Origin of the sequence: Gilliamella apicola, assembly GCF_000599985.1 — a bacterium.
Classification (GTDB): domain Bacteria; phylum Pseudomonadota; class Gammaproteobacteria; order Enterobacterales; family Orbaceae; genus Gilliamella; species Gilliamella apicola.
Map to the genome: position 1 here is coordinate 171,857 of NZ_CP007445.1, position 23,236 is coordinate 195,092.

Annotated in this window: 21 protein-coding genes and 1 pseudogene; 13 read left to right on the forward strand and 9 right to left on the reverse strand. The window is 34.0% G+C overall.

Annotated elements, in window-relative coordinates; genetic code table 11:
- Positions 1–15: 15 nt before the first annotated feature.
- Positions 16–318, reverse strand: a complete 303-nt coding sequence (locus GAPWK_RS00875) for a hypothetical protein (RefSeq protein WP_025314416.1) — start codon at positions 316–318, stop codon at positions 16–18.
- Positions 319–431: 113 nt separating this feature from the next.
- Complete coding sequence (locus GAPWK_RS00880) at positions 432–2,309, reverse strand: SLC13 family permease (protein WP_051516214.1); 1,878 nt, start codon at positions 2,307–2,309, stop codon at positions 432–434.
- Positions 2,310–2,557: 248 nt separating this feature from the next.
- Here GAPWK_RS00880 and GAPWK_RS00885 point away from each other — a divergent pair, with 248 nt between their 5' ends.
- Positions 2,558–4,279 carry a thiamine pyrophosphate-dependent enzyme gene (locus tag GAPWK_RS00885; protein WP_025314418.1) on the forward strand — a complete coding sequence of 574 codons (1,722 nt, stop codon included), beginning with the start codon at positions 2,558–2,560 and terminating at the stop codon, positions 4,277–4,279.
- A gap of 106 nt (positions 4,280–4,385) precedes the next feature.
- Here the strand turns inward: GAPWK_RS00885 and GAPWK_RS00890 are convergent.
- Positions 4,386–6,062: pseudogene (locus tag GAPWK_RS00890) on the reverse strand (dihydroxy-acid dehydratase domain-containing protein).
- A gap of 32 nt (positions 6,063–6,094) precedes the next feature.
- Complete coding sequence (locus tag GAPWK_RS00895; protein ID WP_051516295.1) at positions 6,095–6,595, reverse strand: gluconokinase, GntK/IdnK-type; 501 nt, start codon at positions 6,593–6,595, stop codon at positions 6,095–6,097.
- Between the two features lie 320 nt (positions 6,596–6,915).
- Here GAPWK_RS00895 and gatA point away from each other — a divergent pair, with 320 nt between their 5' ends.
- From gatA to GAPWK_RS00935, 8 genes are all read left to right on the forward strand, one after another.
- A complete protein-coding gene (gatA, locus tag GAPWK_RS00900; RefSeq protein WP_038516986.1) occupies positions 6,916–7,365 on the forward strand; it encodes a PTS galactitol transporter subunit IIA in 450 nt (149 codons plus the stop codon).
- Positions 7,366–7,385: 20 nt separating this feature from the next.
- A complete protein-coding gene (gene gatB / locus GAPWK_RS00905) occupies positions 7,386–7,670 on the forward strand; it encodes a PTS galactitol transporter subunit IIB (RefSeq protein ID WP_025314420.1) in 285 nt (94 codons plus the stop codon).
- Between the two features lie 4 nt (positions 7,671–7,674).
- Entirely contained in the window at positions 7,675–9,057 is a 1,383-nt protein-coding gene (locus tag GAPWK_RS00910; protein WP_025314421.1) for a PTS galactitol transporter subunit IIC, read from the forward strand.
- Positions 9,058–9,155: 98 nt separating this feature from the next.
- A complete protein-coding gene (locus GAPWK_RS00915; protein ID WP_025314422.1) occupies positions 9,156–10,199 on the forward strand; it encodes an alcohol dehydrogenase catalytic domain-containing protein in 1,044 nt (347 codons plus the stop codon).
- A gap of 93 nt (positions 10,200–10,292) precedes the next feature.
- Positions 10,293–11,066 carry a DeoR/GlpR family DNA-binding transcription regulator gene (locus GAPWK_RS00920; RefSeq protein ID WP_025314423.1) on the forward strand — a complete coding sequence of 258 codons (774 nt, stop codon included), beginning with the start codon at positions 10,293–10,295 and terminating at the stop codon, positions 11,064–11,066.
- Between the two features lie 187 nt (positions 11,067–11,253).
- Positions 11,254–12,198 (forward strand): hexose kinase, encoded by a 945-nt coding sequence (locus GAPWK_RS00925; protein WP_025314424.1) that lies wholly within the window; start codon positions 11,254–11,256, stop codon positions 12,196–12,198.
- Positions 12,199–12,217: 19 nt separating this feature from the next.
- Entirely contained in the window at positions 12,218–13,072 is an 855-nt protein-coding gene (locus GAPWK_RS00930) for a tagatose bisphosphate family class II aldolase (protein WP_025314425.1), read from the forward strand.
- Position 13,073: 1 nt separating this feature from the next.
- Complete coding sequence (locus GAPWK_RS00935; RefSeq protein ID WP_025314426.1) at positions 13,074–13,730, forward strand: HAD-IA family hydrolase; 657 nt, start codon at positions 13,074–13,076, stop codon at positions 13,728–13,730.
- Positions 13,731–13,854: 124 nt separating this feature from the next.
- On the opposite strand, the gene GAPWK_RS00940 is transcribed toward GAPWK_RS00935, so the two are convergent.
- The 5 genes from GAPWK_RS00940 to GAPWK_RS00955 form a co-directional block, all read right to left on the reverse strand.
- Complete coding sequence (locus GAPWK_RS00940) at positions 13,855–14,334, reverse strand: histidine-type phosphatase (RefSeq protein ID WP_025314427.1); 480 nt, start codon at positions 14,332–14,334, stop codon at positions 13,855–13,857.
- Entirely contained in the window at positions 14,331–14,438 is a 108-nt protein-coding gene (locus tag GAPWK_RS15025) for a DeoR family transcriptional regulator (protein WP_110454031.1), read from the reverse strand. Before GAPWK_RS15025 ends, GAPWK_RS00940 begins: the two co-directional genes overlap by 4 nt.
- Before the next feature lie 468 nt (positions 14,439–14,906).
- Positions 14,907–16,073, reverse strand: coding sequence for an ABC transporter permease (locus GAPWK_RS00945; protein ID WP_025314428.1), 1,167 nt, complete (start codon positions 16,071–16,073; stop codon positions 14,907–14,909).
- Complete coding sequence (locus GAPWK_RS00950) at positions 16,073–17,185, reverse strand: HlyD family secretion protein (protein ID WP_080692397.1); 1,113 nt, start codon at positions 17,183–17,185, stop codon at positions 16,073–16,075. The genes GAPWK_RS00945 and GAPWK_RS00950 overlap by 1 nt, the downstream gene beginning before the upstream one ends.
- 73 nt (positions 17,186–17,258) lie before the next feature.
- Entirely contained in the window at positions 17,259–17,759 is a 501-nt protein-coding gene (locus GAPWK_RS00955) for a MarR family winged helix-turn-helix transcriptional regulator (RefSeq protein ID WP_025314430.1), read from the reverse strand.
- A 304-nt stretch (positions 17,760–18,063) separates the two neighbouring features.
- Here GAPWK_RS00955 and nirB point away from each other — a divergent pair, with 304 nt between their 5' ends.
- From nirB to cysG, 4 genes are read left to right on the forward strand one after another with little or no spacing between them, the layout of a single operon-like run.
- On the forward strand, positions 18,064–20,589 hold the full coding sequence (gene nirB / locus GAPWK_RS00960; protein WP_025314431.1) for a nitrite reductase large subunit NirB: 2,526 nt from the start codon (positions 18,064–18,066) through the stop codon (positions 20,587–20,589).
- Between the two features lies 1 nt (position 20,590).
- Complete coding sequence (gene nirD / locus GAPWK_RS00965; protein WP_025314432.1) at positions 20,591–20,923, forward strand: nitrite reductase small subunit NirD; 333 nt, start codon at positions 20,591–20,593, stop codon at positions 20,921–20,923.
- A gap of 23 nt (positions 20,924–20,946) precedes the next feature.
- Positions 20,947–21,714: a nitrite transporter NirC gene (gene nirC, locus GAPWK_RS00970; RefSeq protein ID WP_038516989.1), complete on the forward strand. Its 768-nt coding sequence runs from the start codon at positions 20,947–20,949 to the stop codon at positions 21,712–21,714.
- Positions 21,715–21,752: 38 nt separating this feature from the next.
- Positions 21,753–23,126 (forward strand): siroheme synthase CysG, encoded by a 1,374-nt coding sequence (gene cysG, locus GAPWK_RS00975; protein WP_025314433.1) that lies wholly within the window; start codon positions 21,753–21,755, stop codon positions 23,124–23,126.
- The last annotated feature ends 110 nt before the right edge of the window (positions 23,127–23,236 follow it).

Below are 23,236 nucleotides of genomic sequence, written 5' to 3' on the forward strand. Positions count from 1 at the left end.
AAATTAGTAGCAAAATTATAAAGGTAGGTTACGTTTAATCATTGCTTCTTTATAGGTATCAAATACTCTCTGTTGTAATTTTAAACCATATTTATAAAAGATCGAAAATATAAAAATTGCCCACATTGTATTATCTTGATTTTTTTTCGCCATAGTGTAGCTTTTTGTTAATTCCTCATCGCTCATTTTTCCTGATTCAACAAGTTGTATGATTCTTTGGCAATATAGCCTATTTAAAAGTCCAACAAACGTTGCTAAACCGATAAAAATAGCGGCAACAACGATAAGAGCCATAATAGTTTGTATAAAATCACCCATTTTTTAACACCTTTATTTTATTATAATTCAATTAATTATTTTAAATAATATATTCTGTAATTGATAAATTTTAACAAAACGTTTGTTATAAGCAATCAAAACATAATTAATTTTTAAAATGGAAAAAATATAGGTACTAAAGCAATGTCTACTACCATCACTAAAAATGTTAATGGTACGCCAACTTTAACAAAATCACTAAAGCTGTATCCACCAGGCGCAACTACCATAGTTTTAACTGGTGAAGAAACGGGGGTAATAAACGATGCTGATGTTGCAATGGCGACAGTCATGGCAAAAGGATAAGGTGAATAATTAAATTTTACCGCTAAATCAATTGCAATTGGAGCAATCAAAATTGCAGTTGCAGTATTAGAAATAAATAATCCTACAGTTGAGCATAATAAAAAGATAAAGGTTAATACCATATATGGGCCAAAAGATAGTAGGTGAATTTCTAGCCATTCAGATATTAACGAAATTCCTCCCGTTTTATTTAAAGCTACAGCAAAAGGCATCATCCCAATAATTAAAATTAATGTTGGCCAATGAATGGATTTATAAGCATTGGCCATGTCAATACAACGAGTAGCTCCCATTAATAGACAGGCAATAAGTGCAGCAACTACATTTGGTACAACACCTGTGACCATTAGTATAATCATGATAGCCAAATTTATTAAAGCTGCGGGAGCTTGTGAGCTTGCAGGAGCAATATCGTCAATATCTGCAGGGTAATCTAAGACCACAAAATCATTAGTACGTGTTTGCAGTTTTTGAATTGATCCCCAATTTCCACAAACTAATAATGTATCACTCATTTCTAAACGTTCTTGGAATAAATTATTCGTTTCAACTGGTGCGTGATTGCGCCAAATGCCAATTACTGTTAGAAAGTATTTTCCTCTGAAATCTATTTCATTGAGTGTTTTACCACACAGCGTTGATTCTGGTAGTAGTGCAACTTCGGCCATGCCAACTTCTTTAACTTGTTCAGAAAAATATTCACCACGTAAAATTTTAGGTTCTAGATTATTTGTTGTCAGAAATGTTCGGTAATCGGCTTCTGAATGTGACATATCTAATAATAAGATATCATTTTCACGAAATTCAGTTGAACCATTTACTGGTATCAATACTTTATGGAATTTACGCCAACGTTCAATACCGATAACATTAACACCATGTTCTGTACGCAAGTGTAAACCATCAATAGTTCGTCCTACAAAAGGCGAGCCGGCCAGTATTTGTGCGCGGTGAGCACGACCAATTAATTTATAGTCTCGAATTAAATCGGTTATTTTTCGTCTTTGTGGTTGAATATTAGTTGGTGTAACTTGTTCTGCAGTAAGCAACCAATTGCGTGTTAATATACAATAAATAACGCCAACAATTAAAACACCAATACCAATTGGCGTAATTGAGAAAAATCCAAACTCTTCAAGTGTAGCACGACTTAGCTCACTATTTACTACTAGATTGGGAGCAGTGGCAACCAATGTCATCATGCCACTAATTAATGCTGCAATACAAAGAGGCATCATTAGTTTTTTAACATGAATACCTGTATGATTAGCAATACTAATAGCAACAGGAATAAAAATAGCAACAACGCCTGTTGAGCTCATTACTGAGCCAAGTAGAGCAACGCCTAACATGATACAAGTGATAATACGAATATCATTTTGGCCAGCTATTTTCAGAATATATTCGCTCATCTTGTATGAAATACCGGTTCTTACTAGACTTTCACCAATAACAAAAAGTAATGCAATTAAGATAATATTGGGGTCACTAAATCCAGAAAGTGCTTCAGCAGGTGTTAACACCCCCGTCATGGTGATTGCCGTAATTGTAAGTAGTGCAATTATGTCCATTCTTAACTTGCTAAGTGAAAATAAGATAATGGCAATAAATAGCAATATGCAAACAATGATGAGAGGGTAATATTGGGTTAAATAATCAGGCAAAAAAGCAGTAGTATATGACATTAAGCCATGCTCAGATGACAAGTTTTTCACAAAAATAACTCAATGAAGTAGGTTTTATTTTATACATAATACCTTGATTTATTGTAATAGGGAATATTTTCTATCGCTGTTTATTTAACAATAATTGATCATTTATTACATATTTAACATTTTTACTATTTTTTCATAACTCATTCGCTTTAACAAAACTCAGGTGTAATTTACTGAAATTAACTTATTCAACCGATAACCCTTGTTTAGGAGAGAATATGTCATCAAAGAAAACAGTTGCACAAATTGTAGTTGATATTTTAGGTGAAGCAGGTGTTAAACATTGTTATGGTATTGTAGGCGACACATTAAATCAAATTACCTCAGCTATTAAAAAAAGTGATATTGAGTGGGTTCATGTACGCCATGAAGAAGTTGGAGCCTTTGCTGCTGGAGCAGAAGCTTATCTTACCGATCAAATTACAGCTTGTGCTGGTTCTTGTGGACCCGGTAGTTTACATTTTATTAATGGTATTTATGAAGCACAAAGAAATAGAGTACCCGTTATTTTATTAGCTAGTCAGTTAATAACTTCGCAACAAGGAAACGATTTTCCACAAGAAGTTGATTTTGAATCAGTATATAAAAATTGTTCTGTATTTTGTCGGGAAATTAGTGATGCTACTCAAGTAAGAGAAATCACTACCGCGGCTATTCAAGCAGCTATTAATCAACGCGGTGTTGCTGTGTTGGTGATTCCTTATAATATTAGTTTAGAAAAAGTAGAAGATAATTGTGGCCACAAGATTTATCATCCTAAACCAATAATACGACCATCAGATAAAGAATTGGCTGAAATTGCAGATATTATAAATAAAAATCAAAAAGTGACCATCTTTGCTGGTCAAGGCGTATATGATGCTCATAGTGAGCTTATTGCATTTGCCGAAAAAATCAAATCTCCTATTGTACATACCTCTAGAGGTAAAGATTTTGTTGAATATGATAATCCATATAATGTCGGTATGACTGGGATGTTTGGTGTTAAATCAGGAACTATGGCAATTAAAGAGTGTGAAGTTCTTATTCTGCTTGGTACTGATTTTGCATGGTCTCAATTTTATCCAAATAATGCCACAATTATTCAAATTGATATCGATGCAACTCACTTAGGACGACGTCATCGAGTAAATGTTGGTGTTGTTGGTAGCAGTAAACCAACTTTAGCTGCTTTGTTACCTTTAGTTAACGAAAAGCATGATACTAAGTTTTTAGAAACATGCCGAACATTGTATAGTAGTGCTATGAGTAAATTGAATAAAAAAGCATTACCCTCCAAATCTACTATCCATCCTCAGTATTTAACTGAATTAATTGATAAATATGCAACTGACGATGCCGTGCTTTGTGCTGATGTTGGTTCGGCTATGGTTTGGGCTTGTCGACATTTTAATACTAATGGTAAAAGACGAACTGTAATTAGTTTAAAACATGGCACCATGGCCAATGCCATGCCACAAGCTTTAGGTGTTCAAAAAGCGTTTCCTAATCGTCAAGTGATCACTTTATCAGGTGATGGTGGTATTAGTATGTTATTGGGCGATTTATTAACGACAATCCAAGAAAAATTACCGATAAAGATAATTGTACTTAATAATAGTTCACTTAATTTTGTAGAATTAGAACAAAAAGTAGAGGGCTTGGTTAATCACTATACTGATTTACAGAATCCAAATTTTGCCAAAGTAGCTGAATCGATGGGATTATTTTCAATAAGAGTTGATGATTCAGATTTACTTGAAGCTGCAATGCAATCATTTTTAACTCATAGCGGTCCAGCGCTTTTGGACGTTAAAACTAGTACGGATGAACTTGTTATGCCACCTGAAATAAAGGCTTCGCAAGTCATGGGGATGGCTCTTTATAGTATGAAAGCTTCTTTGAGAGGGAAAATAGGTGATGTAATGAATTTATTGGTTGATAACTTTATTAAAAAATAATTTATAAAGCTATTATTAATGATTTTTGTCAAAAAGTTTCAGATTAAGGGTACGTTTCAGTATATTTTTACTTATTTCTGCCGCATATTGCGGCAGAAATATTAATTTAGAAACTTATAGCACCTTCTTCAGCAGAAGTTAAATTTTCCCGAATAATAGTAAATAGTTCTCGTCCATAACCAATATGTGAACTCGTTAAATCAAAGCGATGAGGTTGGCGCTTAGCTAGTTCTGTCTCGTCTACTAATAACGTTATTTCACCAGTCTGTCCGTTAACTCGTATCATATCTCCATTTTTTATTTTACTTAATAAGCCACCATCATAGGCTTCTGGTGTTACATGTATCGCTGCCGGTACTTTACCTGACGCCCCTAATAATCTACCATCGATTAACAAGGCAACTTTATATCCTCGATCTAGCAAAACTCCCAATGGTGTTATCAATTTATGCAGTTCAGGCATACCGATTGCTTTAGGACCTTGATAACGAACTACTACTACACAATCTTTATCTAACTTGCCGGCTTTATATTCATCATCTAGGTCATATTGACTATTAAAGACAACGGTAGGAGCTTCAATGATCTGATGTTCTGGAGCGATAGCTGAAGTTTTCATTACTGCTCTACCAATGTTGCCTGACATTACTTTTAATCCACCATGTGAATTAAAAGGTTTTTTTATTGATGTAATAACATTTTCATCTAATGATTGATTTGGACCTTCTCGGAAAATAAGTTTACCATTTTCTAAAATTGGCTCTTTGATATAATGGCTCAATCCTTGCCCTACAACCGTTTCAACATCTTCGTGTAATAAACCACTTTCAAGTAATTCTCTAACTAATAATGAAGTCCCACCTGCAGCTTTAGCTATTGCCACTATATGCATCGTTAAGTTAGTTGAACCACCCGTTGCAAGTAAGGCAATTAAGCCATTAACGATGACTCTTTCATCAACCATTTTTCCAATAGGCATATAATTACCTGATTGCTTAGTCAAGCGAGTAATCTGTTTAGCTGCTGCATTGGTTAATTCGAAACGTAACGTTGTTTCTGGATTGACAAATGCAGCTCCTGGCAAGTGTAATCCCATTAATTCAATCACCATTTGGTTACTGTTTGCCGTTCCATAAAAAGTACAAGTACCACTAGAATGATAAGATGCAGCCTCTGACTCTAATAAATCTTCACGCGAGGCTTTTCCTTCAAAGTAGAGTTGACGAATACGAACTTTTTCTTTGTTTGATAATCCAGATGGCATTAGCCCTGCGGGTACAAAAATTGCGGGTAGATGACCATAGGTTAAAGCTCCAACTAATAAACTAGGTACAATTTTATCGCATATGCCAAGATATAAAGCACCATCAAACATATTATGCGAAAGACCAACAGCAACTGACATAGCAATGATATCTCGGCTTATTAATGACAGCTCCATTCAAGGCTCACCTTGAATTACTCCCCCTGCCATTTGTCCAACGGCTCCAACTTCATTTAATACTTTGCGAATTTGTTCAGGGTAGAGTTCGTAAGGTTTATGTGCTGAAAGCATATCGTTGTAAGAACTAATAATACCGATATTACTTTTTAAGATATTTTTTAAATCATTCTTATCATTAATACAGCAAGCTGCAAAACCATACGCTAAATTACTATATGGCAATTTAGAGCGGGTGACTTTATTAAGCATTACATCTTCTATTTTTTTCAGATAGGCAGTGCGAGTAGCTTTAGAACGTTCAATAATTCGCTTTGTTACATTTTTGACAGTTGGATTCAAATTAACTTATTGTATAATTTTTATTTTATATTCTATTTATCGCGCTGGCATATTGTGCATATTACTTGTTGGGTATCATGCACTACCCTTTCTAATGGTTGTTCTGTATTGACGATATACACATCCTTTTCATCAGCGGTTGGTTCTTCAAGAGTATCAAATTGCGATTGCAACATCCCTGTTTTTTGATAATGTCCCTTTCGTTTTGCTAAACGATCTGCGATTACATCATAACTACCTTTTAAATAAATAAAGTGTACATTTTCGTTTTCGCCACGGATGATATCTCTATATTTTCTCTTTAAAGCTGAGCAGATGATAATAGAGATATCATTAACGTTGCTCATTGCAAATACGGCATTACTAATCAAATTAAGCCAAGGAAAACGATCTTCATCATTTAATGGTGTTCCACTACGCATTTTTAAGATATTTGCTTTAGGATGTAAAAAATCACCATCAAGAAATGCTGCATCAAGATTGTATGAAACTTGTTTGGCAACTGCGGATTTACCACTACCAGAAACACCCATTAATACAAAAACATGTTTATTATTTTTTGTCACAGTAGCTCCTTTATCAAAATATTGTTACGGGTAACATTTTTACATATTAGGTTTTTTTTTCAATTTAAAAAAATTTCTTTTGTGATCGCGATCATATTTTTTTCTCATCAACATAAATAATCGCAAGTTTAAGTTTTGATCTTTATTTTAAAAAATAGATTTCGATCACAAAAATATAAAAGTCTATTTGCTTTTTAAATCGAAAGTAAATAATCTTTCGTTATATATTTTGTTTTCGAAAGTTAAAGAAAGAAAATTTAGTATAGTTACAACAATGGAGATTAAATATGAACAAGTGTCAGCTTCTTTTCGAAGACAAGCTCAAATTTGACAATGAGCAAGAAGCATTAATTTATATTAGTGAGCATTTACAACAAAAAAATATTGTAAAAAAAAGCCATCTAAAAGCATTAATTGAAAGAGAAGCTTTATTTCCTACAGGTATTGCACTTAATGGTTATGCAGTAGCAATTCCACATTGTGAAGCTGAACATGCTAATACGCCTGCAATTTTTATTATTCGCACTCAAAGTCCAGTCGCTTTTAATCGAGCTGATGATGACGGTACAGTTGATGTTTCACTTATTATTTCATTAGTTGTAACTTCCCCCGAAGCTCAACTTGATTTGTTGAAAGTACTTTTTTCAAATTTACAGAATAAAGAATTCTATCACTTCTTATTAAAAGCGCCAGAAGATGAAATTACAGAGCATTTTAGTAAAGTGATATTTAATTAAAAAGTTAATCAGGAGGCATTATGAAAAAGAAGATTATTGTTGCATGTGGTGGTGCAGTTGCAACATCAACTTTAGCTGCAGAAGAGATAAAAGATTTATGTAAAGAAAATAATATCGAATTAGATCTTATTCAATGTCGGATTAATGAAATTAACTCCTTTATTGATGATGTCGATTTAATTTGTACTACAGCAAGAATGGATCAGACTTTTGGTGATATTCCTATTGTACATGGCATGCCTTTTGTTTCAGGTGTTGGGATAGATCAGCTAAAAGATAAAATATTATCTATATTGAAAGGATAAATCTATGTTTACTGAAATTATGCAGTACATTTTGGATCTTGGTCCATCCGTAATGTTGCCCATTGTCATTATTATATTTTCATTAGCATTAAGAATGAAAGTGGGTGATGCTTTAAAAGCAGGTATTCATATTGGTATAGGATTTGTTGGTATTGGTTTAGTTGTTGGTTTACTAACAAGCTCAGTTGGTCCAGCTGCTCAAGCTATGGCCGAAAGATTTGATATCAGTTTGAATGTTGTTGATGTGGGTTGGCCTGGCGCTGCACCAATGACTTGGGCATCACAAATAGCCTTAGTTGCAATACCTATTGCGATAGCAGTGAATATTGTTATGTTATTGGCAAAATTAACACGAGTCGTTAATGTCGATATTTGGAATATATGGCATATGACATTTTCTGGGGCACTTGTTTATATTGCAACAGGTTCTTACTGGTTAGGTATTGCAGGTGTTATTGTCCATGCCATTATTGCGTATAAATTAGGTGATTGGTTTTCTAAAGATACCAAAGAGTTTTTTGAACTTGAAGGGATTGCTGTTCCTCATGGTACGTCAGCTTATTGTGGGCCAATTGCGGTGTTTGTCGATGCTGTAATTGAAAAAATACCAGGGATTAATAAGATTAATTTTAATGCTGTTGATATGCAAAAACGGTTTGGTGCGTTTGGTGAACCAGTAACGGTTGGTTTATTTATGGGCATTCTATTAGGACTTTTAGCTGGATATGGTGTGAAAGAAACATTACAACTTGCTATTCAGACAGCTGCGGTAATGTTATTAATGCCACGTGTAATTAAACCGATTATGGATGGCTTAACACCAATATCTAAACAAGCTCGTAAACATCTACAATCAAAATTTGGTGGACAGGATTTTCTCATCGGTTTAGATCCTGCCTTATTATTAGGACATTCAACGGTTGTCTCTGCTAGCTTAATTTTTATTCCGCTAAGTATTTTTATTGCCATTATTTTACCAGGCAATGAAGTCTTACCATTTGGTGATTTAGCTACTATTGGCTTTTTTATCGCAATGGGTGTGGCTATTCATCAAGGTAATTTGTTCAGAATCATTATTTCAGGTTCAATCATTATTGCTATCACGCTTTGGATTGCTACACAAATGGTTCCTCTGACAACTCAGCTTGCAATCAATGCTGGTACTATCACTGATGGTAGTAGTATTAGTGTAGGAGCGATGGATCAAGGTGGCTCACCAATTACCTATATTATGGTTCAGCTCGTGAATTTAAAACAACCTATTGGCTTTGCGTTTATTGGATTGTTTTACCTTTTCTGCCTATTTTTAACATGGAAGCGAGCTAAAAAATATGAGCTATTTTTAAAACAACAACAAATAGCACAATCAGATGAAATAACAAAATAGTCCATAAACCGTATAACTAAATGAAGTTTCAAGACTTTCACTGAATAAGTAGTGAAAGTCATCTCGAAATAATTTGATTACTAATTAAGGAAAAGAAAATGAAAGCGGTTATTGTCAATGAAGGGGGATCTCTATCTTTAGAAGATATTGACATACCCAAAATTACATCTCCAGATCAAATTTTAGTAAAAATTGCTTATTGTGGATTATGTGGATCAGATATTCCTAGAATATTTCATCATGGAGCACATTTTTATCCTATTACGCTCGGACATGAATTTAGTGGTACTGTTATTGAAACAGGCAATGATGTGACTGAGTTTGACGTTGGTGATTTAATTTCTTGTGTACCATTATTACCATGTTTTAAATGTGATGAATGTCAAAAGCATTACTATTCACTTTGTAAAAATTATACTTTTGTGGGATCGAGAATAGCAGGTGGTTTTGCTGAATATATTGTATTACATAAAAAAAATGCATTTAAATTACCAAAAGGAGTAAGTCCTCTTGAAGGCGCTTTTTTTGAGCCGATGACAGTTGGAATGCATGCTCTATTATTAGCAGGAGGCTGCCAAAATAAACATGTCGTGATTGTAGGCGGTGGAACAATCGGACTGCTTGCTATGCTTTGTGCTAAGGCAATGGGAGCGAGTTCTATTGCTGTTTTAGATATAAATGATGAACGACTAAATCTTGCCAAACAACTAGGAGCAGATGTTATTTATAACTCTAAAAATCTTAGTTCTGATGAGATTTATCAAGCTTTATCTTCCAATCGTTTTGATCAAATCGTATTAGAAACAGCCGGTTCGCCAATTACAGTTAGATTAGCCATTGAAATTGCAGGTCCTAGATCTAAAGTGTGCTTGGTTGGTACTCTCCATAATGATTTTACCTTACCAGAAAAAACATTCGGTCTTATTTTACGAAAAGAGTTACAAATTTTAGGAAGTTGGATGAACTATTCTGCTCCATGGCCAGGCGAAGAATGGCTATTAGTAAGTCAGTTTTTTGTAGAAGGTAAAATAAATCTTAATGATTTAATCGCTGTTATTGGTGACTTTAACACATTTATTCATAAAGTTAGAGATTTAAATGGACAATCAATGAATGGCAAGATTTTATTAAACTGTAGTTAAAAGTTTACTTTAAATTAGCTATGAAAAATGAAAGCTTATCTTTTGATTTTGTTTGTTATACACTGCTTAATAATTTTCGAAAAAGGAAATAATATGAATGCAAGTGAAAGACGTCAACAGATAATAGAACTTCTTAATATGAAAGGAACGGTATTAGTAAGTGACTTATCAGAACAATATGAGGTTTCAGAAGTCACCATAAGAACAGATCTTCGATTATTAGAAAAACAAGGTGAGCTAACACGATTTCATGGTGGCGGTACAAAAATCATCAATAAAGGTGATATAAAGTCATTTAAAGAGTTGCAGTTAGAAGAACGGTATCAGCGATTTATCGAAGATAAAAAACGAATTGCAATTGAAGCAGTAAAACATGTTAAACAAGGTGATACTATTATTTTAGATAGTGGTAGTACCACCATGTTAATAGCCGAAGAGCTGGTTAAATTAAAAAATATTACTGTTATAACAAATAGCCTTACCTCCGCTTTTATTCTTTCTGATAATAGCGACATAATGTTATTTATGTGTGGTGGGACTCTTAGGCACAAAACCCGATCTTTTCATGGAAAAATTGCTGAGCAATCGTTAGATGGTATTTCTGCTGATATTTTGTTTGTTGGTGCAGATGGCATAGATGCAAAAAGAGGAATAACAACCTTTAATGAAGGGTACACAATTAGCAGTGTGATGGCTAATACCGCTAAAAAAGTGATTGCTGTGCTAGATTCATCTAAGTTTGGACGAAATGGCATCAATGTGGTTTTACCACTAAATAAGCTAAATACTATTATTACAGATATCAATGTTGATGGTAAATGTAAGCAAGAATTTGGAAAACAGGGAGTTAATTTAATCGCTGTTTAATATTTCGATGGATAATAGGGTACCTGATTAAAGTAGACTTAATTGATCTAACGTTTTTAAAAGATGACGAATTACAGTTTAATGAGGTATGAATTTTTTTCATACCTCATTAAAATGAATTCTATCTAAAAAAGTGATCATTTAAGATTGTTATTTCTCCCGACAATATTAATTTGTAGGTGAGAATATGATATTAACAATTACGATGAATCCTTCAGTAGATATATCATACCCATTAAATAAATTAATCATTAATGATATTAATCGGGTATCTAATGTAAAAAAGACCGCTGGCGGTAAAGGGCTTAATGTTACCAGAGGAATTAAATTTTCAAATATATCAGTATTAGCCTCTGGTATTATTGGTGGAACAACTGGGAATTATATCCAAAAACAATTAGATGAAGATAATATTGATTATGATTTTTATATAACAAAGCAGGAATCAAGAAACTGTATTGCCATTTTACATGAAGGAAACCAAACCGAAATTTTAGAATCAGGTCCTGTGTTAGAGCTTCAGGACGCTAATCTTTTTTTAAAACACTATCAAACGTTGCTTGAGAAAGCAGATCTTGTGACCATTTCCGGATCATTACCTCAGGGTTTTCCCATCGATTTTTATGTAAGTTTAATTGAACAAGCCGATAGGCATCAAATCCCTGTTTTGCTTGACGCTTCTGGAAAAATGCTTCATGCAACACTCGTTTCCGAACATAAACCTTATTTAATAAAACCCAATAAAGAAGAATTAAAACAAGTCATCCAAATGGATATTGATGATAGTGATAACAATTCATTAATTAGAGCACTTAATCATCCTCTGCTAGATGATATTCCTTTCATTATTATTTCGTTAGGTAAAAAGGGTGCGTTTGCTCGTTGTCATGACCAATTTTATCAAGTCACAATTCCTAAAATTAATGTAGTTAATCCCGTTGGTTCAGGTGATGTCACATTAGCGGGTCTTGCGGTAAGTTTACACGAAAGCGAGTCAGTAGACAGTATGCTGAAACGAGCTATGACGATGGGTATGTTAAATACGATGGAATCACAGACAGGTTTTGTCAATATGGGTAACTATGACCAATACTATCAACAAGTTAAAGTTAAAGAAATATATAAATCATAAGGTTAATTAGGAGTAAATTATGTATCTTATTTCCAGTCAAGAGATGTTAAAAAAAGCTCAGCGAGAACATTATGCCGTTCCCGCTTTTAATATACACAACCTTGAGACAATTCAAGTTGTAATTGATACAGCAAAAGATATGCAATCGCCAGTCATACTTGCAGCAACACCAGCAACGTATAACTATGCCGGCACACAGTATTTGATTAATATTTGTAAAACTGCGGCACAAATCCATCATTTTCCATTTGCGTTACATTTAGATCATCATGAAAATCTGAACGATATTAAAACTAAAATAGAGGAAGGTATTCGTTCAATTATGATTGATGCTTCTCATTATCCATTTGAAGAAAACATTGATATTGTTAGTAAAATGGTGGCATTTAGCCATAAATATAACGCAAGTGTTGAAGCTGAGCTTGGCCGTTTAGGAGGACAGGAAGACGATTTGGTTGTTGATGATAAAGAAAGCGCATTTACTGATCCTGATGCAGCCAAAGAGTATGTAGAACGTACAGGAATTGATTCTTTAGCTGTGGCAATTGGATCTGCTCATGGCTTATATAAAGGGGAACCTAAGCTTGATTTTGAACGGTTAGCGAAAATACGTGACAAAGTTGAAGTTCCTTTAGTATTACATGGTGCTTCGGGTATTCCAGAAGTGATGGTGAAAAAATCTATTTCATTGGGTATTTGTAAAGTAAATGTCGCAACAGAATTAAAAATTGCCTTTTCTGATGCTTTAAAACAAGATTTTAAATCTCATCCCGATGCTAATGATCCTAGGCATTATATGCAACCAGCTAAAACAGCAATGAAAAAAATTGTTGAAGAAAAGATTCGTATTTGTGGTAGCGCAGGGAAATTATAGTATGCAAGCAAAGGGTATTTTATTTGATTTAGATGGGACATTAGTCAATTCATTACCAGCAGTTGAGCGCTGCTGGTTAGTATTTGCTGATCGTCATAAACTTAATCATTCCTATGTATTAAAAACCATTCATGGTCGTAAAGCTATCGATAATATAAAACTATTTTTACCTAATAAACCTGAAAGTTTCATCGAACAAGAGCATCGTTGGGTGGAACAATTAGAGGCTGAAGATATAAAAGATATTGATGAAATATCTGGAGCTAGTCATTTCTTACGACAATTATCTTCACTTAATATTCCTTGGGGAATTGTAACTTCTGGTACAAAAAAAGTAGCTAATTCTCGCTTTAGTATTCTCAATGTAGCTAAACCAAAAGTTTTTATTACTGGTGAAATGGTTATTAATACTAAACCCGCTCCTGATGGTTATTTACAAGGAGCAAATTTACTCGGATTACCTACTAATGAGTGTATTGTTTTTGAAGATTCAAAAGCGGGTATTGAATCTGCATTTAATGCACAGTGTCAAATTATTAGTGTTAACTGTCCTAATTCACTTGATGATAATTGTATGTTAAATATTGATTCTTTTGATGAGCTAGTAATAAAAAAATTAAACGAGAACGATTTTGAAATATTAAAAAGTAATATATAAAACATAATTGATAAACTTATTTATTGTTTTATTTAAGTAACAGTTTAATACCAAAGTATTTTTGCCGTGTAATTATTGATAATATGTTCAATACTTGCTTAATTTGAACATATTATCAACGGAGTTACACATTATTTATATTGCCGATGATTTGTTTAAAGGTCGAAAATGAACAAAAACCCATTGTATTAGTTGGACAATTTTCCATTGCTAATGTTACTTTATAGGGTGGATTGTTACGATTTAATTGGGTCAAATTTCGGATTTGATCGGTTGATTGATAAAAATATTCAATTTTCATCAATGCTTCACCACTATGATTATCACGCCATTTTTGGAACACTATTTTGCCACCAATAGGTGTCGTTTCAAATTGATCGGGTAGTGTATAAGATTTAATTTTTAGTGCTGAAAATAATGATGCTACATTTGAATAATGACCGACTAAAAAAGTAAATTTGGTATGATTTTTTTCATAGAAAGTCTGATTAATATAGTTAATTAAATTTGCGGCAACCTGTTTAGGAATCTTATTTTTTATAATTGAATTGATGTAGTTTTTATCAAATAAAGGTCTATCAGAAGCAAAAGTTTTATTTATCATTGCTCTCCATAAGAGCGTAATACACAGCCTTTTTGCTCTAAATGGCGAAGATCATTACCAATTGTGACTGTAGAGACTTTAAAAAGTTTACTCAATTTATTCACACGGTATTTTCTTAACCCAGTAAATAGATAATTTTTTCTCGACGCTGTAGAGTGTTCATGATTTCATTAGTCATAAATTTTCAATTCATTAAACTTTCATTTTTTATTGGATTTGAATATATATAAAGAATTAAAAATGATAAATAAGTCACAAAATAGATTATGCATAGAAAAACCTAAAAATCATTTCATTTGAAACGAAATGAAAGAATAAAAATAAAATTAGATTTTAGATAAAAAACTATTATTATTTTTATTCAAATGGTTAATGAAAAGATAAAAAATTATTTGAATAAGAAATGAAAGTATATAATTTCATTTTATAAAGTGATGTCCACTAAAAATTTGATCATTAGATTTGAAATAATGATAATTTTGGTGAGATTTAACGTGAAAAATTATTTAAATGAAAAAATCGAGGATAGGAAGTTATTGAAACCATATTATAGTTTCAATAACTTGTATTTTTTAATTCAATTCTGGCTGTGCAGCAGGTTTTTTAACTTGGTTAAAAACTATCATTACAACAAATGCAATAACGGTTAAATAAATAATAAACATCCCATATGTGGACATCATATCAATGAGTGAACGACCACGCATAGCGATATCACGGAAAAAACGGAATAACCAAACTAAAGGGAAAGCATGGCTAACATAATAAGCCCAGATTGGCATAATACCTACAGCCATTGTTGATCCACCCATAATAAAACCTGGAGGTACTAAAAATATCATTTTACTTGCACCTTCACCTGGATTATTAGTTTTCCAAGAAAGTAAAAAACCTAACCAACCAAATGCTAGTCCAGTCATAAATATACTAGGTACAAACACGAAGTAGTTACCATCAAAACGCAATTGTCCAAATAAAACAAGTACTGCGGTAATCAATGTTAATCCGGTAGTATAAAATAAGGCATAAGGTATTGTTCTTGCTAATAAAGCGACAAAGCCTCTTTCTAAAACGGTATTCCACATTCCAGTAATTTTTAAGCGACCTATAATCATCAATGATGTTAATCCATATGTTAAAGATGAGAAAAAGTAAACAAAATAGATGATGGTTGAAATTGTTGATGAACTTGCTGGATTAAATAGATTACGGGATTTTAGCTGCATAGGTGATAAGGTAGCTTCAGTGCCTTCTCGACCAAAGCCTAATGACGAAACTTTACCCACACTTAATTCTGCACCTAATTCAGGTATATATTCGTTGAGATTTTGAAGTACTTTAGCATTTTGGGCTTCATTCGTATCATCTGAAAAGTAACCTAAACGAACAGTCTGGTCTCCTTTTTTTAAACTCTTTTCCAATCCTTTAGGAATATATAAAACACCTAAATTACGATCATGAGAAACCAAAGTTATAGGGTTAACAGGCGATCTGATTACTTCAGAAACTTCAATGTAAGAAGAAGTATTTATTTTACTAATTAATTCAGTCGAATAATTAGATCCATCAAGGTCTATAACTGCAATTTTACCTTCAAATACCGAACCATGACTGAGTACAATAGAGAAAATAAGCGCAACAATAGCAGCTAACCCTATAGCAACTTTGTAATACGGGATAAAGTGGCCTGATAACATTGCATCAAGCTCTTCTTGAATAGATTTAATGATGTTTTGCATCATTGTTCAACCTCAAGTGTCATTCCAGTTAATAGTTTTGGAATTGATTCAATATATATTCTGACCTGATAAGATGTTAAATCAGCTTGTCCGCGTTCTCGAGTCATGCGTAAGTCAGCAAAAGATGGTGCAGCTGTTGCAAAACGAACCTTACCTTTTACTTCTTTATCCAGAGCAATCACATTTGCTGTAACAGTCGTACCCGGTTGGTAGTCATTGACCATTTTTTCATTCACATAAATGTCGATATATTTACGATCGGTTTCTAACAATACAGCAGGTGCACCTGTTGGTGCCAACTCTCCATCTTCAAACATCAGTTTTAATACTTTACCATCTTCAGGTGCTTTTAACGTGAGTCTTTGGTAATTGATTTGCAATTGTTTTAAATCAGCTTCGCCTTGAGCTAACTGTGCCTTGAGTTGTGCTAATTGATTTTGGCGATTTTCAAGCTTTTGTCTAGCAATTATGATTGATTGTAGTGACATACCCGTAGCATTTTGCGTTTTCTCAAATTGACTGACTTGTTCTGGTGTAGCGCCAATCATTAATGTTGATAATTGGCTTTCAATTTGGATTACTTGCATTTTGGCTACAACAAAAGCATTACGAGCATTATCAAGTTGTGATTGTGAGTTTCCACCTGTTTTACGTAATTGTGCTTGACGATCAAACTCAGTGCTAGCCAAATTTCTAGCAGATTTCGCCGCTTCTAAACTTGCCTTAACTTCTTCAATTTTACGCCAAGTCGATAGTTCAGAAAGATTGGTTTCGTTTTCAGTGATTTCAATTGCAGCTTGTTCTTGATTAACTGCTGCTCTTTGGCTATCAACCAATGCTTGTAAGCGATCAATTGCCAATTTTGTATCAACATCCTCTAATTGCATTAAGGGATCGCCTTTTTTAACCATTTGTGATTCTTCCACAAATCGTTTAATAACTTTTCCTCCCACATTTTGAAAGGCAACATTAATTTCATCAGCAGTTAACACTCCTGATTTAATGCTTTTCGCTACTGTTACCGCATCATTTCGGGAACCCAAAAAGATTAAAAACGATCCAAAAAATAGAAGAAGTAAAAAGATAACAGGAATTTTGACATTTTTTTTCATATATAGCTTATTTTCCATTTATTTAGTCAGCTAAGTATTTGATTAAAAAGAATGACTTCAATTTTCATTGAAGTCAGTTATTTCGTAATAATTTACGCAACATAAGTATTAAAGATTCTTGTTCTTGCGAGTTTAGTACCTGTGCAAAAGCACGAATCGATTTAAGGTGATCGGGTAATGCATTTTGAATAAGTGTTATTCCTGCTTCTGTCAAAGTTATCAAACGAGAACGACCATCTTCATCATTTTTTGTCATGGATATTAATGGATTGGATGTGATTAACATCCGCTTAACCATAACTGATACGGTTGCTGGGGTTACCCCTATACGGAGTGCGAGATCGCCAGCACTTGTTTCACCTTCTGAATATAATGACATTAACAAAGCAAACTTACCTTCAGAAACATCATAATCTTTAGTAAGTTGTGCATAAATATTTGAACGAATCAAATCAGCTGTTGTTATCAAACTTAAAACTAGATCAACACCAGACACGTCAATGATATCATCATTAAATCTTTGTGCTCGTGCTAATGTTTCACGAGATGGAAGCTTTCTTGACTTGTAATTCAATTATCATTACTCAATTTATTTAGTCGGCTAATTATACTGGTTTAATATTAATTGGCAATCATTTTCACTGCATTTTTTTATATCTGTTAATAATTAATTAATAAGAATCTTTCTAAGATGACTGTAACATTTTTAATTTTGCTTATACGTTAAAACATCATAACATAATGATATTAAATAATATTATTATTGTTTACCACTTTAGTAGTACCTCTTGAGAGTAGTTATATTCTGAATAAAGTTTCATACAATGGGAATAGTCTCAAAATTGATTATTTAAATTAGAATAAATTGGAGCTTTTGTATGAGTAAGACCAATCTCGTTATTATTGGTAATGGGATGGTTGGGCATCGTTTTGTCGAAGAAATTATCGATAAAATGCAGTCTGATCAGTTCAATATTACTATTTTTTGTCAAGAACCTCGAGTCGCTTATGATCGGGTGCATCTTTCCTCTTACTTTTCAGGCTTTACTGCCGAAGCATTATCGCTTGTCAGAGAAGGATTTTATGAAGAAAATCATATCAATATTTTACTAAATGAACGTGTGATATTGATCAATCGTGAGCTTAAACAGGTGCATTCACAGACTGGACGAATTGTTGAATACGACAAGTTAATTATAGCGACAGGTTCTTATGCTTGGATTCCCCCAATTAAAGGGGCTGATGGTGCTGATTGTTTTGTTTATCGTACGATTGAAGATTTAGACGCGATTGCACAATGTGCTAGTCATTGTAAAACTGGTGCTGTTGTCGGAGGCGGTTTACTTGGACTTGAAGCAGCAGGAGCACTTAAAAATCTAGGGATACAAACCCATGTAGTTGAGTTTGCTAACGTTTTAATGGCTGAACAGCTTGATATGATGGGTGGCGAACAATTGCGCCATAAAATTGAAGAAATGGGCGTTAGTGTCCATACCAGCAAAAACACTCAAGAAATTTTGCATACACCCCAAGGTAAAGTAATGCAATTTGTTGATGGCACATCACTAGAAATCGACTTTATTGTTTTTTCCACTGGCATTCGAGCGAATGATCAGTTAGCGCGTGATTGTCAGTTAGACATAGGTGCTCGAGGGGGCATTGTCATCAATGATTATTGCCAAACGTCTGATCCTGATATATATGCTATTGGCGAATGTGCATGTTGGCAAGGTAGAGTCTTTGGTTTAGTTGCTCCAGGTTATAAAATGGCGCAAATTGCTGTTGCGCATTTACTTGGTGACAATGTTCAATTTGATGGTGCTGATATGAGTGCTAAATTGAAATTGATGGGGGTTGATGTAGGTAGTATTGGTGATGCCAAAGGCAAAACGGTAAGTAGCCGTAGTTATGTATATTTAGACGAAAATATTCCTGTTTACAAAAAATTAGTTGTATCTAATGACAATAAAAAATTATTGGGTGCGGTATTAGTCGGAGATACTACAGATTATAGTAATTTGTTACAATTAATGCTCAATAATATGGATCTACCTGAACACCCTGATACATTAATTTTGCCTGAACATGCCGGTTCTAAGCCAACAATGGGTGTGGATGCATTGCCAGATTCTGCACAAATTTGCTCCTGTTTTGATGTTACTAAAGAAAAAATCATCAATGCCATTCATGCAGGTTGTCATACTGTAGCTGCCATTAAAGCTCAAACTAAAGCAGGTACAGGTTGTGGAGGGTGTATACCGCTGGTTACACAAATTTTAAATACAGAACTAGCAAAACAAGGTATAGAGGTCAGTCATGCTCTTTGCCAACATTTTAAATATTCTCGTCAAGAATTATATCATCTGATTCGGGTTGAAGGATTGAAAACATTTAAGCAGGTGATAGATAAACATGGAATTGGTTATGGTTGTGAAATATGCAAACCCACAATTGCTTCATTATTAGCTTCATGTTGGAATGATTATATTTTGCGACAAGATCTTATCCCCCTGCAAGATAGTAATGATATCTTCCTCGGTAATATTCAAAAAAATGGTACTTATTCGGTTATTCCTCGTAGTGCAGGTGGTGAAATTACACCTGAAGGATTGATCTCCATAGGAAAAATAGCGCAAAAATATCACCTCTACTCTAAAATTACTGGTTCACAACGTATTGGTCTTTTTGGTGCACAAAAAGATGATTTACCTGCCATTTGGAAAGAGTTAATTGATGCAGGGTTTGAAAGTGGCCATGCTTATGCTAAAGCATTACGAATGGCTAAAACCTGTGTAGGTAGCACATGGTGTCGTTTTGGTGTAGGTGATAGTGTTGGTTTCGGCGTTGAGTTAGAAAACCGTTATAAAGGCATTCGTGCACCTCACAAATTTAAATTAGGCGTATCAGGTTGTACTCGCGAATGTGCTGAGGCACAAGGTAAAGATATTGGTGTGATTGCTACCGAAAAAGGATGGAATTTATATGTCTGCGGTAATGGAGGAATGAAGCCTCGTCATGCTGATTTATTGGCAGCTGATTTAGATAAAGATACATTAATTCAATATCTCGATCGTTTTATTATGTTCTATATTCGTACCGCAGATAAATTACAACGTACGTCTGTTTGGCTTGAAAATATGGAAGGTGGTATTGACTACTTACGCAGTGTGATTATTGATAACAAACTTGGTATTAATGATGAACTAGAAACAGAAATGACTCGCTTACGAAGTTTATTTATATGTGAATGGAAGCAGACAGTTGAACATCCTGAAAATCAACATCGATTTGCTCACTTTATCAATAGTAATAAACGCGATGAAAATGTCCAGTTTATTACTGAGCGTAATCAACACCGCCCAGCAAGTTTACAAGAACGCTACACAGTATTAGAGGAGCAATAATATGAATGATTGGGTAACTGTTTGTAAAATAGATGATATCCTACCTGAAACAGGTGTTTGTGCGTTAGTTGGCAAAGCTCATGTAGCGATCTTTCGTCCTTACCATTCCAACGAGCTTTATGCGATAAGTAACATTGATCCTTTTGCTCATGCTAGTGTGTTGTCACGTGGCATTATTGGTCAACATGATGATGAATTATGGGTCGCTAGCCCACTAAAAAAACAGCGTTTTCGATTAAAAGATGGCTATTGTTTCGATGATGAGAATAATTCTATCCCTCATTATGAAGTAAAAGTGAATGATGATGGCTTTGTACTAGTAAAAGTAGATTAAAATTTTGAAAGGATAACTTTGTTATGTATACCGATACTATCAATAAATGTGCCGCTAATGCGGCACGCATTGTTCAATTTGCAAAATCTAATGCATTAGGATTTTGGTTAAGTTCAGCTATGGCTGGTGCATATGTTGGGCTTGGTATTATTCTTATTTTTACGCTTGGCAATTTAGTCGATCCTGCTTTAAGACCATTATTAATGGGGGCAACGTTTGGGATTGCTTTAACATTAGTTGTGATTGCTGGTTCCGAGTTATTTACGGGACATACCATGTTTTTAACCTTTGGTGTGAAATGTAAAAGCATTACTCATAAACAAATGTGGTTTGTATTACCACAAACTTGGTTAGGAAATTTGCTAGGTTCAATTTTTGTTGCAGTAATTTACTTTTATGCTGCAACTCCTTTATTATCAACTGATATCAGTTTAGTACATAGCGCAGCGTTGGCTAAGACATCAGCGCCTGCTAGTGCGTTATTTTTTCGTGGTATTTTATGTAACTGGTTAGTATGTTTAGCTATTTGGATGGCTAATCGTGTTGAAGGTTCAGCAAAATTTATTGCTATCTGGTGGTGTTTATTGGCTTTTATTGCTTGTGGTTATGAACATTCAGTTGCCAATATGACACTTTTTTCTTTGTCTTGGCTTGGTAACCACAGTGATAATTATACATTAGCTGGGATTGGTCATAATTTATTATGGGTTTCATTGGGTAATATTGTTTCTGGGGCTATTTTTATGGGGTTAGGATATTGGTATGCAACGCCTAAATCAGAACGTCCTTAGCGCCAATTACATCGTTAAAGTGCAGGAATGAAGGTGTTATGGATTATTTTCCTCTATTTTGTAAACTACAAGATCGTAAATGTTTGTTGGTTGGAGGCGGTGAAATTGCTGAACGAAAGGCTCGTTTGTTGCTTGAAGCAGGGGCTAGTATCACTGTTAATGCTGTCACTTTTAGTGAACAATTTTTAGTTTGGCAAGATCAAAAGCAATTAAAGTTAGTCCAAGGAGAATTTAAAGCGGAATTACTAGATGATAAATGGCTAGTTATTGCTGCTACTAATTGTGATAAAACTAACCAACTAGTAAGTATTGAAGCTGAAAAGCGACGAATTTTTTGTAATGTGGTTGATTCTCCAAAAGATGCTAGCTTTATTATGCCTTCAATTATCGATCGTTCGCCAATTATGGTAGCGGTTTCATCCGCGGGACATGCACCTGTTTTAGCACGATTATTACGTGAAAAATTAGAGGCTATTTTACCGCAACATTTAGGTAAATTAGCGCGATATGCCGGTTATTTACGTAATAAAGTTAAACTAAGTTATAAAACATTGACAGAACGTCGTCGATTTTGGGAAAAGTTATTTAATCATGATAGGCTAGCACAAGCTATTGCTAATAATGATTCAGAACGTGTTGAATTATTGACTAATGAATTATTTGATATGTCACTTGATGATCGCGGAGAAGTTGTTTTAGTTGGCGCTGGACCAGGCGATGCGGGTTTACTAACATTAAAAGGACTACAGCAAATTCAACAAGCTGATATTATTGTTTATGATCGATTAGTATCAGATGAAATTATGAACCTTGTACGTCGTGATGCTCAGCGTATTTTTGTTGGTAAACGAGTGGGATATCATTGTGTTTCACAAGAACAAATTAACCAACTCTTGTTAGAACAAGCTCAAAAAGGGCTACGTGTAGTACGCTTAAAAGGAGGAGACCCTTTTATTTTTGGTCGTGGTGGAGAGGAACTTGAAGCTTTATTTAATGCTAATATTCCTTTCTCAGTCGTGCCAGGTATAACTGCCGCTTCTGGTTGCTCCGCATACAGTGGCATACCTCTAACACATCGTGATTATGCTCATAGTGTACGTTTGGTTACAGGACATTTAAAAAATGGTAATCATTTGGATTGGCAAAGCTTAGCAGCAGAAAAACAAACGTTAGTTTTTTATATGGGGCTTTCTCAAGCGGAAAATATCAGTAATCAATTAATTAAACATGGTATGAATGCTCAAACCCCTATTGCTATTATCGAGGAGGGAACAAGTACTAAGCAAAGAGTCATTACCGGTTTGCTGGGCGATTTAGCGAATCTGGCTTTGCAAGCGCATAGTCCGAGTTTGGTTCTTATTGGACCAGTGGTTGCACTGCGTGAAAAATTAAATTGGTTTTCTAACCATTAATATAAATGGGCAAGTAAATGTTAACTATTAGTTATATACTTGTCTATTATTTATAGAATATCTTATTTTAAGATTAACAAATTTATTTTAAATAATTTTTGTTCTATATA

Coding starts and splice junctions, on each gene's coding strand:
- GAPWK_RS00875 (WP_025314416.1), bottom strand. CDS start 318: ATGGGTGATTTTATACAAACTATTATGGCTCTTATCGTTGTTGCCGCT.
- GAPWK_RS00880 (WP_051516214.1), bottom strand. CDS start 2,309: ATGTCATATACTACTGCTTTTTTGCCTGATTATTTAACCCAATATTAC.
- GAPWK_RS00885 (WP_025314418.1), top strand. CDS start 2,558: ATGTCATCAAAGAAAACAGTTGCACAAATTGTAGTTGATATTTTAGGT.
- GAPWK_RS00895 (WP_051516295.1), bottom strand. CDS start 6,595: ATGGGTGTTTCTGGTAGTGGTAAATCCGCAGTTGCCAAACAAGTTTCA.
- gatA (WP_038516986.1), top strand. CDS start 6,916: ATGAACAAGTGTCAGCTTCTTTTCGAAGACAAGCTCAAATTTGACAAT.
- gatB (WP_025314420.1), top strand. CDS start 7,386: ATGAAAAAGAAGATTATTGTTGCATGTGGTGGTGCAGTTGCAACATCA.
- GAPWK_RS00910 (WP_025314421.1), top strand. CDS start 7,675: ATGTTTACTGAAATTATGCAGTACATTTTGGATCTTGGTCCATCCGTA.
- GAPWK_RS00915 (WP_025314422.1), top strand. CDS start 9,156: ATGAAAGCGGTTATTGTCAATGAAGGGGGATCTCTATCTTTAGAAGAT.
- GAPWK_RS00920 (WP_025314423.1), top strand. CDS start 10,293: ATGAATGCAAGTGAAAGACGTCAACAGATAATAGAACTTCTTAATATG.
- GAPWK_RS00925 (WP_025314424.1), top strand. CDS start 11,254: ATGATATTAACAATTACGATGAATCCTTCAGTAGATATATCATACCCA.
- GAPWK_RS00930 (WP_025314425.1), top strand. CDS start 12,218: ATGTATCTTATTTCCAGTCAAGAGATGTTAAAAAAAGCTCAGCGAGAA.
- GAPWK_RS00935 (WP_025314426.1), top strand. CDS start 13,074: ATGCAAGCAAAGGGTATTTTATTTGATTTAGATGGGACATTAGTCAAT.
- GAPWK_RS00940 (WP_025314427.1), bottom strand. CDS start 14,334: ATGATAAATAAAACTTTTGCTTCTGATAGACCTTTATTTGATAAAAAC.
- GAPWK_RS00945 (WP_025314428.1), bottom strand. CDS start 16,073: ATGCAAAACATCATTAAATCTATTCAAGAAGAGCTTGATGCAATGTTA.
- GAPWK_RS00950 (WP_080692397.1), bottom strand. CDS start 17,185: ATGAAAAAAAATGTCAAAATTCCTGTTATCTTTTTACTTCTTCTATTT.
- nirB (WP_025314431.1), top strand. CDS start 18,064: ATGAGTAAGACCAATCTCGTTATTATTGGTAATGGGATGGTTGGGCAT.
- nirD (WP_025314432.1), top strand. CDS start 20,591: ATGAATGATTGGGTAACTGTTTGTAAAATAGATGATATCCTACCTGAA.
- nirC (WP_038516989.1), top strand. CDS start 20,947: ATGTATACCGATACTATCAATAAATGTGCCGCTAATGCGGCACGCATT.
- cysG (WP_025314433.1), top strand. CDS start 21,753: ATGGATTATTTTCCTCTATTTTGTAAACTACAAGATCGTAAATGTTTG.